This is a genomic window from Pseudomonas sp. TH37, from assembly GCF_016650735.1.
Taxonomy (GTDB): Bacteria; Pseudomonadota; Gammaproteobacteria; order Pseudomonadales; family Pseudomonadaceae; genus Aquipseudomonas; species Aquipseudomonas farris.
In genome coordinates, this window is the sequence record NZ_JAEKFD010000015.1 from 128127 (window position 1) to 139101 (window position 10975).

Here is a 10975-nt window from a genome sequence, read left to right on the forward strand (position 1 = left end):
TGATGCTGGCTGTCATGCCGCCATCGCGAGCAGGCTCGCTCCCACAGTTGATCTTTGGTGGTTTCAGGATTTGAAGCAGGCGGCGCTGAATTTGTCGAGGACGCGGTCGGCGCGCGCTTCGGCCTTGGCCAAGGTGGTTTTCCAGACCGCGACACATGGCTGCAAATCGGGCTCTTCTTTGGCGCGGTCCAGCCACTGCCAGCTGTCGTGCCAATCACCCAAGGCAGCCTGCGCCGATTTCAGTCTGGGCAGGGCCGCTTTCGGCAAGCGATCCAGTTCGGGGTAGGCTTCGATGCCATAGCGCACGCGCTTGATCAGCAGGCGCAGGCGATGGCGGTCATGGGCGGGGTCATGCAGGGCCTGGTCGAGTTTCTTCCATTGTTTGCCCAGGCGTTTTTCGATGCGCTTGCGCAAGCCCTTGAGCAAGCCCTGACGCTGGGAAGCCCGCAGAAAACGCGGAAAGGCGTCGAGGATCATCAGCATCTGCGCCAGTTCCGGGCTCGCCGCTACGAGGGGATAAGCCTCGGCCATCCGCACCATGCGTCGGTGCGCGGCCTCAGGTTGATCGTGCTCGAGCAAGTACGCCGCCAGCACTTCGCGATCGCGCAACGGCGTGGTCAGGTCACCGACCCGGGATGCCGCCGCTTCCAGTTGCTCGACCCCGGGCAAACCGCGCAAGGGCCGCAGAAGGCTGCGCAAACGCCGCACGGTGGTGCGTAGATCGTGCAGCGCTTCAGAGTCAGTGCGGGCACTCAAGCGTGCCTGACAGGCGAGCAAGCGAACGTCCAGGCTCAGAACTTGAGCCACCAACCGATCAACCAAGGCAGACATCGCTTGCTCCCTGAATCGAATTACCCCAAGTGTGCTACATCATGCTTCAACGGCCAGCGCGAGACTCACGAATGTAGAAGCGCGCCTTCTCGGCCTTCTTGGTACAGCCCTCGTATGCTTCGAATTGCTGCTGGGTCTTGGCACCGGTCAGCAACGACAGCGCCTTGGAGTAGCTGACGGTCCCGGCAAAGCCTTCGACCTTGGCCAGGTCCAACTCATGCCAGGCGGCGTCGAGTTGGCTACCGCAGCTGTCACGGTAAGCGGTTTTACCGGCACAACCGGCTAGCGCCAATGCAATCAAAGGCACACAGATCCAGGCTTTCATCACTCACACCTCAAAGATAATAAACAGTCGTGCAGCTAAGACGGCCTGGCGCGTGAAAAGTGCCTTGGACCCGCAGTGGAAACTATAGCGCTCGCGAGGATACCCATTCGCCTTTATTGAGTGTCAAAAAACGACGCTATCGCCCCGCCGAACGACCATAGCGATTGAAGCTTGCCCCTCGATAGGTGCATTGTTGAACCTTGTCAGAGAGGTCGATTCATGAAAAAGCGTGTCGCACTGGTGTTGGGCTCGGGTGGCGCCCGGGGCTACGCCCATATCGGCGTCATTGAAGAGATCGAGCGGCGCGGCTACGACATCGCCTGCATCGCCGGTTGTTCCATGGGCGCGGTGGTCGGCGGGATCTATGCCGCCGGTAAACTCAACGATTATCGCGACTGGATCGAGAGCCTGGATTACCTCGACGTGTTGCGTCTGGTGGACGTCAGTTTTCGCCTGGGCGCGATTCGTGGGGAAAAGGTCTTCGGGCAGATCCGCAAGATCGTCGGCGAAATCAACATCGAAGACCTGCGCATTCCCTACACGGCCGTGGCCACGGACCTGACCAACCAACAGGAAATCTGGTTTCAGGAAGGCTGCCTGCACCAGGCCATGCGCGCCTCGGCGGCGATCCCCAGCCTGTTCACGCCGGTGATGCAGGGCAATCGAATGCTGGTGGACGGCGGTATCCTCAACCCGTTGCCGATCGTGCCGGTGGTGTCGAGCCATTGCGACCTGATCATCGCGGTAAACCTCAACTCCACCAACCAGCGTCATTATCAACTGCCAGTGATCCAGCGCCCGGCCGCGTTCAAGACCCGCTTCGACAGCCTGATCAACTCGCTGGGCTCGAAGATGCCATTCCGCCGTAAACAGGCGGAACAATTGCTGCTGCTGGAGAAGGAAGCGTTGATGGCAGAAGCGGCCGAGATTAATCCGTGGATCGAATCCGCCGCGCCCGAAGGCCAGCAACCGGCGGCAGCCCCGGAAAGCAACGGCGCACCGAAATCCGCCACCGGGTCGTTCATCATCGACAACGTCGGGCCGGCGTCCTTGCTGGACCTGATCAACCAGAGTTTCGAGGTGATGCAGACGTCATTGGCGCAGTACAAGATTGCCGGGTATCCGCCGGATATCCTGATCAACGTGCCTAAGCGGGTGTGTCGGTTTTTCGAGTTTTACAAGGCACCTGAGTTGATCGCGCTGGGGCGTGAGATTGCGCGGGATACGCTGGATCGGTATGAGAATGAGCGGGAGTCTTGAGGTTCTTGGGTGAATGAAAGGGCCCCTTCGCGGGCAAGCCCGCTCCCACAGAGTTTTGTGGCGGTCACATGATCTGTGAACACCCGGAACACTGTGGGAGCGGGCTTGCCCGCGAAGGCGCAGGATCAGCCACCACAAAAACTAAAGGCTGCCCTCACTCAACAACCGATACCCCACCCCCGCTTCGGTGACGATGAACCGTGGCTGAGTCGGATCATCCGCCAGTTTCTGCCGCAGGTGCCCGACCACTATTCGCAGATAGTGGCTGTCTTCGGTGTGAGTCGGGCCCCAGATGTCCTTGAGCAATTGCTGCTGGGTGATGACCCGCCCCGGATGCCGCGCCAGTTGCGCCAGTACCGCATATTCCTTGCGCGTCAGCGCCACTTCGGCGCCGTCCAATAGCACCCGGCGATAAGCCAGGTCCACGGTGAGTGGGCCGAAGGAGAGCGCCGCTTCCTGGGCCTCACCGGTCGGCGCCTGACGCAGCAACGCGCGCACTCGGGCCAGAAATTCCTGGATGCCGAACGGCTTGGTCACGTAGTCGTTGGCGCCGCCATCCAGGGCTTGTACTTTCTGCCCTTCGCTGGCGCGCACCGAGAGCACCAATACCGGCACCGTCGACCACTCGCGAAACTCGCGCAGCACCTGCTGGCCGTCCATGTCCGGAAGGCCGAGGTCGAGCACCAGCAGGTCGGGTTTGTTCAATGCGGCCTGGGCCAGGCCTTCCGTGCCGGTGCCGGCCTCCAGCACTTTGTAGCCTTGGGAGGCGAGGCTGATGCGCAGGAATTTGCGGATCTGCGGTTCGTCATCGATGACCAAAATGGTCGCGGTCTGGCTCATGAATTCACATCAACACAAAGAAGTGGCAAGAGAGTAGCGCAGGTGAGATCAGGCTTCACTGTCCAATCCCGGCTGAGTCTGTAACGGCAGGTGCAACGTGATGCAGGTGCCGCGCCCTTCGATGCCATCGGCGACGCTGATCCGCCCGCCATGGGCGCCGACCATGCCCTGACAGATCGCCAGCCCCAGCCCGGTACCCTGCCCGCCGCGATCGCCGCGAGCGGCGGTGTAGAACATGTCGAAAACTTTCGCCCGCTCCTCCTCCGGAATTCCCGGCCCCTCATCGCTCACCGAAAAAAACAGCTCGCTGTCAGTGGCCCCGGCACGCAATTCCAGTCGCCCGCGAGGCGGTGAGAAACGCGCGGCGTTTTCCAATACGTTGACCAGCGCTTGCTCGATCAACGCGGCATGCACATAGAGCAGCGGCAATTCGGCCGGTACTTCGGTAATGACCTGCAACGACGCCAGCACCGCGCGCAGACGATTGAGTGCACTGCCGACGATGTCTGCCGGCGACACCCAGTCCCGCGCCAGCTTCAGGGCGCCGTGGCCGAGGCGAGTCATGTCCAGCAGGTTTTGAATGTAGCGATCCAGCCGTTCGGCTTCATCGCGGGTGCCTTCGAGCAGTTCGCGACGGTCCTCCAGCGGAATCGCCTCGCCAAGCGCCAGCAGGCTGTCGATGCTGCCGCGCATGGAAGTCAGCGGCGTGCGCAAATCGTGGGACACCGAGGCCAGCAGCGCGCTGCGCAGTTGCTCGGTTTCACCATGCAAGCGCGCCGCCTCAAGGTCATCGGCCAGTTGCGCCCGAGCCAACGCCTGGGCCAGCGGTTGGCTCAGTGCGGTCAGCAAACGCCGACGCTGGCCGCTCAGGGTCTGACCTTCTTTGGCACACACGCCGAGCAGTGCCAGCGGACCATCGTCCACCGACAACGGCCACCACCACCAGCGCCCGAACGGCAAGGTGCCGGTGCCTGCGCCGGCCGGTTGATCATGTTGCCAGGCCCAATCGGCGGCGGCGCGCTCGGCTTCGGAAAACTCCAGCGGCCCACCGGTTTCAACTTTCCAGCCGCTCTGGCCATCGCGATTGAGCAGGCACAGTTTCAGGTCGGTCCAGCCATTGAGGTGTTGCGCCGCAGCGCTGACCACGGCCTGACGGTCGGTGGCGGCGGTGAGTTTGCGCGACAGGTCGAGCAGTTCGCTGGTTTCTTCCTGAGTGTCGCGCAACGCCTGCAATTGTCGCCGTTGTCGCGCCGCCAGGTTGCCGGTGAGGGCCGCCATCAGCAGGAAGAACAGCAAGGTCAGCACGTCTTCTTCACGCTGGATGGTGAAAGAGAAGTTCGGCGGAATGAACAGAAAGTCATAGGTCAGAAACGACAGCGCCGCGCAGGCCAGCGCCGGACCAAGGCTGCTGCGCACCGCCACCAGCAACACCGCCGCGAGGAACACCAGCGAAATATTGGGCAACGGCAAGAAGCTCTCCACCGCCCAGGCCAAGGCACTGGCAAGCACCGTCGCCACCAGCGCCAACGCGTAGTCGAACCAGACCAGCGATTGCGCCGAGCGTTGGCGCGGCTGATGCTGTTCCTGATCGCTGTCGAGCACGTTGATTTCCAGCCCACGAGCATTACGCAGCAAACGTGACGCCAGACCGCCGCCGAACAACCGTCGACGCAAACGCTGCCGGGACTGACCGACCAACACCAGACTCGCGCGGCGTTCGGCGGCGTGCTGGATCAGGGTTTTCGCCACCTCGCCGGCACGCAGCAGCACCACTTCTCCACCGAGGCGTTCGGCCAGTTGCTGAGCACTTTGCAGGCGCAGGCGCGACTGCTCGTCGCGCACACGGCCGTTGTCCACATGCACCAGACTCCACGGCAGATGCCGGCGCTGGGCGACGCGACTGGCGTGACGCACCAGACGCTCGGCCTGAGCATCGCCATCGACGCCCACCAGCAAACGACCGCGCACGGCCGGTGCAGCCTGCCCCAACTGGCGATAACCCTGCGCCAGATCGTCATCGACCTGAGCCGCAGCGGTTTGCATCGCCAATTCACGCAGGGCGGTGAGGTTGGTCTGAGTGAAGAACGCATCGATGGCCGCCCGCGCCTGCTCCGGCACGTAGACCTTGCCGTCGCGCAGACGCTCCAGCAACTCACGCGGCGGCAGGTCAATCAGCAGCAGTTCGTAGGCTTCTTGCAACACCCAGTCCGGCAGGGTTTCGCGCACCTGCACGCCGGTGATGCCGCGCACCTGATCGTTGAGACTTTCCAGATGCTGGACGTTGACCGTGGTGAACACGTCAATGCCGGCGGCGAGCAATTCCTGGATGTCTTGCCAGCGTTTGGCGTGCCGACTGCCGGGGGCGTTGCTGTGGGCCAGCTCGTCCACCAGCACCAGTTTCGGCTTGGCTTTGATCAGACCGTCGAGGTCCATCTCTTCGAGCATCACGCCGCGGTATTCCGAGCGCACCAACGGCTGCTGCGGCAAGCCAGCCAGTAGCGCTTCGGTTTCGGCGCGACCGTGGGTTTCGACCACCCCGGCCATGACTTTCACGCCTTGGCGCAGTTGAGTGTGTGCGGCTTGCAGCATGGCGTAGGTCTTGCCGACCCCCGGGGCTGCGCCAAGGAACACCTTGAGCCGGCCACGGCCATCGCGGGGCAGGTCTGCTAACAGCGCGTCGGCGCGGCCGGAGTCACTCATGCTTGAAGTTCTCTCTCATTCTGATATTGATGCAGTGACTGTCAGGGCCTCTTCGCGGGCAAGCCCGCTCCCACAGTGATCGATGGTGGTCACAAATCGTGTATCCACCATCGCCTCCTGTGGGAGCGGGCTTGCCCGCGATTGGCGGCGCCACCGATCTACAGTTTTTCCAACGCCCTATTCAGCGCCAACACATTCACCACCGGCGGCCCCACCAAGGGCTGCTCGATGTGCGCGTCCAGCAATTGCTCAAGCGTAGACACTGGCAGATTGCGCGCCGCCGCGACTCGCGCCAGTTGATAGGCAATCGCAGCCGGTGGCAAGTGCGGATCGAGGCCACTGCCGGAGGTGGTCAGCAAGGCCAACGGCACCGGGCCCTGCCCCGGCACCTGCAATTTATTGGCCTCGTCGATAACCCGAGTGGCCAGCGCGGGATTGCTTGGCGAGAAGTTGCTGGCGCTGCTCGACACGGTGGCAAAGGCACCAGCCGATGGCCGTGGGTGGAACCAGGTGTCGCCGACGAAATCCTGGGCAATCAACGACGAACCGCGGACCTTGCCGTCGGCGTCACGCACCAGGCTGCCATTGGCCTGGTCCGGGAAGGCGACCTGGGCGACACCGGTGACCACCAAGGGGTAAGCGACGCCGGTGATCAGGGTCATCAGCACCAGTAGGCTCAGAGCCGGACGTATCAGTGTGGACATTTCAAAATCCTCGATTCGATAAAAAACTCAGGTCTGGAAGCTACTGCTCAGCCCTGTGGCAAAGGGGCTTTTGTGGCGAGGGGGCTTGCCCCCGTTCGGCTGCGAAGCAGTCGCCAGCCCGATGCATGCGGTATGTCTGAAGAAATGAGGTTTTAGGTTTTGGGGCTGCTGCGCAACCCAACGGGGGCAAGCCCCCTCGCCACAAAGCCCCTCACCACAAAAAGCCCGCACACTCAGATCAACCTCAAACCAGATGCAACGCCGTCAACAACATGTCGATCGCCTTGATGCCCACGAACGGCACCAGTATCCCGCCCAGTCCATAGATCAGCAGATTGCGCCGCAGCAACGCCGCCGCGCTCACCGCCTGCACCCGCACACCGCGCAGCGCCAGCGGAATCAGCACCACGATGATCAAGGCATTGAACACAATCGCCGACAGAATCGCGCTCTGCGGACTGTTCAGGTGCATGACGTTGAGCACACCCAGTTGCGGGTAGATCGAGGCGAACAGCGCCGGCAGGATCGCGAAGTACTTGGCCACGTCGTTGGCGATGGAAAAGGTCGTTAGCGCACCGCGGGTCACCAGCAATTCCTTGCCGATCTGCACCACGTCCAACAGCTTGGTCGGATCGCTGTCGAGGTCGACCATGTTCGCCGCCTCACGCGCCGCTTGCGTACCATCGTTCATCGCCATGCCGACGTCCGCCTGGGCCAGGGCCGGGGCGTCGTTGGCGCCGTCACCGCACATGGCGACCAGGCGCCCGTCGTTCTGCTCGTGACGAATGCGCGCCAGTTTTTTCTCCGGCGTGGCTTCAGCCAGCACGTCATCCACGCCTGCTTCAGCGGCAATCGCAGCAGCGGTCAGCGGGTTGTCGCCAGTGACCATGACCGTGCGAATCCCCAGCTTGCGCAGCTCGGCGAAACGCTCGCGGATGCCAGGCTTGACCACGTCCTTGAGGTGGATGACACCGAGCAATTTTCCGTCAACGCAGACCAGCAACGGCGTACCGCCACTCTGAGCAATCTTGTCGATTTCCCGCGACAGAGGCGCGGCCAGATCGGCGCGTTTCAGGTCGACGAAGGTCAGCAGCGAATCCACCGCGCCTTTGCGATAGACCCGGCCCTGATAGTCGACACCAGACAGGCGGGTTTCAGCGCTGAACGGCACGGCGGTCAATACGTCAGCGGACGGCTCGGGTTGCGGGTGAAGACCGCGCAGGTACTCGACGATGGATTTGCCTTCAGCGGTGTCATCGGCCAGGGAGGCAAACAACGCGCCCTCGGCCAGTTCTTTGGCAGTGACACCTGGCGCGGCATAGACCGCGGAGCAGCGACGGTTACCGAAGGTGATGGTGCCGGTCTTGTCCAGCAACAGGACGTGAACGTCCCCCGCCGCTTCCACGGCGCGACCGGATTTGGCGATCACGTTCAGGCGCACCAGACGGTCCATCCCGGCGATACCGATGGCCGACAACAAACCGCCGATAGTGGTCGGAATCAGCGTGACCAATAACGCCACCAGAAACACCAACGGCAGACTGCCGTTGGCGAAGTGAGCGAACGGTTGCAGGGTCACCACCACCAGCAGGAAGATCAGGGTCAGGCCGATCAGCAGGATATCCAGCGCCACTTCGTTCGGGGTTTTCTGGCGTTTGGCGCCTTCGACCAGCGCGATCATGCGGTCGAGAGTCGACTCGCCGGGGTTGGCGGTGATGCGCACCAGCAGCCAGTCGGACACCAGGCGGGTATTGCCGGTGACGGCCGAGCGGTCGCCACCGGACTCACGAATCACTGGCGCCGATTCACCGGTAATCGCCGCTTCGTTGACCGCCGCGATACCTTCGATCACCTCGCCGTCACCGGGAATCATCTCCCCCGCTTCGACGCGCACCACATCGTCCTTGCGCAGGCTGGTGGCCGGTACCACTTGAAAGCTGCCATTGGCAGTTTTACGTCGGGCACTCAAGCCTTCGCTACCGGCCTTGAGGCTGTCGGCGCGGGCCTTGCCGCGACCTTCGGCCAGCGCTTCGGCGAAGTTGGCGAACAACACGGTGAACCAAAGCCACAACGCGATTTGCGCGGCGACGAAAGTCGGCACGGCGTTGTCGGGAATGAAGCACAGCACAGTGGTGAGGATGGCGGTCAGTTCGACCACCAGCATCACCGGCGCACGTTGCAATTGCCGTGGGTCGAGCTTGACGAAGGCTTGCACCAGCGCCGGACGCCAGAGGGCCGAGATCGCGGTTTTCTGTTGTTCCGGCGCCTTGGCGACGACGGTTTTGCTTACAGGCATATTCATGATGGATTCCTTAGAAGCCCATACTCAAATGTTCGGCAATCGGGCCCAGCGCCAGCGTCGGCAAGAAGGTCAAACCACCCACCAGCAAAATGGTCACGGTCAACAGGGTCACGAACAGCGGGCCATGGGTCGGGAAGCTGTTCTGGCCAATCGGGGCGGTTTTCTTCATCGCCAAGCTGCCAGCCAACGCCAGTACCGGAAGGATGTAACCGAAGCGCCCAATCAACATGCCGAAGCCCAACATCAGGTTGTGGAACGCGGTGTTCGCCCCAAATCCAGCAAACGCCGAACCGTTGTTGGCACTGGCCGAGGTGTAGGCATAAAGCAACTGGCTGAAACCGTGAGCACCGGGGTTAGTCACCGCCGCGACCGGGCCTGGCAGGCTGGCGGCAATCGCGCCGAGCACCAGTACGCCGACCGGCATCACCAGCAAAGTCACCACCAGCAACTGGACTTCCCGGGCTTGCAGTTTCTTGCCGAGGTATTCCGGAGTGCGGCCGATCATCAGTCCGGCGAGGAACACTGCGATCAGCACGTTGAGCAACATGCCGTAGAGCCCGGCTCCGACGCCGCCGAAGATCACTTCGCCGACCATCATGTTGATCATCGCGACCATGCCGCTCAGCGGGTTGAGGCTGTCGTGCATGCCGTTGACCGAACCGTTCGACGCCGCAGTGGTGGTCACCGACCACAGCACGGTGGCGGTGGTACCGAAACGCGCTTCCTTGCCTTCCAGCGGCGCGGTCTGTTCGACGGCGACGTTGGCCAGGGTCGGGTTGGGTTGGTATTCAGCCCACAGCGACGTCGCGCCGCCGATCAAAAACAGCGCCAGCATGCAGGCGATGATCGCGCGGCTCTGACGCAGGTCTTTCACGTAATGACCGAAGGTGAACACCAACGCGACCGGAATCAGAATGATCGAGGAGACTTCGAACAGGTTGCTCCAGGCTGTCGGGTTCTCGAATGGATGCGCCGAGTTGACGCCGAAGAAACCACCGCCGTTGGTACCCAGTTGCTTGATCGCGATCTGGCTGGCAGCCGGGCCGAGCGGGATCACCTGATCGACGCCTTGCATGGTCACGGCGTTCACGTAGTGGGCGAAGGTTTGTGGCACGCCCTGCCAGACCAGGAACAGCGCCAGCAGCAGGCACAACGGCAGCAGGCCGTAGAGGGTGGCGCGGGTCATGTCGACCCAAAAGTTGCCCAGGGTCTTGGTGGACTTGCGACCGATGCCACGACACAGCGCAACCAACACAGCGAGGCCGGTGGCGGCGCTGACGAAGTTCTGCACGGTGAGGCCGACCATCTGACTCAGGTAGCTGAGGGTCGCTTCGCCGCTGTAGGACTGCCAGTTGGTGTTGGTCATGAAGCTGACGGCGGTGTTGAAGGCTTGCGTCCACTCCTGACCCGGCAGGTTTTGCGGATTCAGCGGCAAGTGATCCTGGAACAGCAGGATCGCAAACAGCAGCAAAAAACCCGCGAGGTTAAAGGCGAGCAAGGCCAGGGTGTATTTCTGCCAGCTCTGCTCGGCCTGCGGATCAACGCCCGCCACCCGATAGCAACCACGTTCCACCGGCCCGAGGATCGGCGAAAGCCAAGTGCGCTGCCCTTCCATCACCTTGTAGTAGAAGCGCCCCAGAAACGGTGCCGGGATCAGCACTACGGCGAAGAAGGCGATGATCAGCCAATAGTCATAACTGTGCATAGCCGCTCCTAGTTCCGGTCCGCGCGCAACAGCGCAACCAACAGATAAATGAACAGCCCCACTGCCAATAGCAGTGACACCCCGTCCAGAACGCTCATGGAAGTTCTCCGTGTTACGGCGTATTGCCGCGTGTGGAGTGATTGTCTGCAGGGAGGCTGTAAAGGCGCGAGATCGAGGGGTGGGGCGGGGCATAAAGAATGCGTAAAGAGTGGGTTTATGGCTTTATTACAGCGGTGTCCGGGCAGGCCTCATCGCGGGCAAGCCCGCTCCCACAGGGATCGGAGTTGTGTGGGTAAACGCATTCCAAA

9 protein-coding genes are annotated in these 10975 nt (G+C 62.2%); 1 reads left to right on the forward strand and 8 read right to left on the reverse strand.

Annotated elements, in window-relative coordinates; all coding sequences use genetic code 11:
• Positions 1 to 63 precede the first annotated feature (63 nt).
• Positions 64 to 831 carry a CHAD domain-containing protein gene (locus JFU11_RS27190; protein WP_123723176.1) on the reverse strand — a complete coding sequence of 256 codons (768 nt, stop codon included), beginning with the start codon at positions 829 to 831 and terminating at the stop codon, positions 64 to 66.
• 46 nt (positions 832 to 877) lie between these two features.
• Positions 878 to 1156: a hypothetical protein gene (locus tag JFU11_RS27195; RefSeq protein WP_123357718.1), complete on the reverse strand. Its 279-nt coding sequence runs from the start codon at positions 1154 to 1156 to the stop codon at positions 878 to 880.
• Between the two features lie 219 nt (positions 1157 to 1375).
• Between JFU11_RS27195 and JFU11_RS27200 the strand changes: the two genes are divergently transcribed.
• Entirely contained in the window at positions 1376 to 2416 is a 1041-nt protein-coding gene (locus JFU11_RS27200) for a patatin-like phospholipase family protein (RefSeq protein ID WP_123723175.1), read from the forward strand.
• Positions 2417 to 2557: 141 nt separating this feature from the next.
• Here JFU11_RS27200 and JFU11_RS27205 read toward each other — a convergent pair whose 3' ends face one another.
• The 6 genes from JFU11_RS27205 to kdpF form a co-directional block, all read right to left on the reverse strand.
• Positions 2558 to 3256, reverse strand: a complete 699-nt coding sequence (locus tag JFU11_RS27205; protein WP_008006017.1) for a response regulator — start codon at positions 3254 to 3256, stop codon at positions 2558 to 2560.
• 48 nt (positions 3257 to 3304) lie between these two features.
• Positions 3305 to 5956 (reverse strand): sensor histidine kinase KdpD, encoded by a 2652-nt coding sequence (locus JFU11_RS27210; RefSeq protein WP_201062677.1) that lies wholly within the window; start codon positions 5954 to 5956, stop codon positions 3305 to 3307.
• 158 nt (positions 5957 to 6114) lie between these two features.
• Positions 6115 to 6660 carry a potassium-transporting ATPase subunit KdpC gene (kdpC, locus tag JFU11_RS27215; RefSeq protein ID WP_123723173.1) on the reverse strand — a complete coding sequence of 182 codons (546 nt, stop codon included), beginning with the start codon at positions 6658 to 6660 and terminating at the stop codon, positions 6115 to 6117.
• Positions 6661 to 6904: 244 nt separating this feature from the next.
• Positions 6905 to 8962: a potassium-transporting ATPase subunit KdpB gene (gene kdpB, locus JFU11_RS27220; protein ID WP_123723172.1), complete on the reverse strand. Its 2058-nt coding sequence runs from the start codon at positions 8960 to 8962 to the stop codon at positions 6905 to 6907.
• A 10-nt stretch (positions 8963 to 8972) separates the two neighbouring features.
• On the reverse strand, positions 8973 to 10667 hold the full coding sequence (gene kdpA / locus JFU11_RS27225; protein ID WP_201062678.1) for a potassium-transporting ATPase subunit KdpA: 1695 nt from the start codon (positions 10665 to 10667) through the stop codon (positions 8973 to 8975).
• Between the two features lie 8 nt (positions 10668 to 10675).
• The gene (gene kdpF / locus JFU11_RS27230; RefSeq protein WP_007899818.1) at positions 10676 to 10765 is read right to left on the reverse strand and encodes a K(+)-transporting ATPase subunit F; all 90 of its coding nucleotides are present in this window, start codon (positions 10763 to 10765) and stop codon (positions 10676 to 10678) included.
• Positions 10766 to 10975 lie beyond the last annotated feature (210 nt).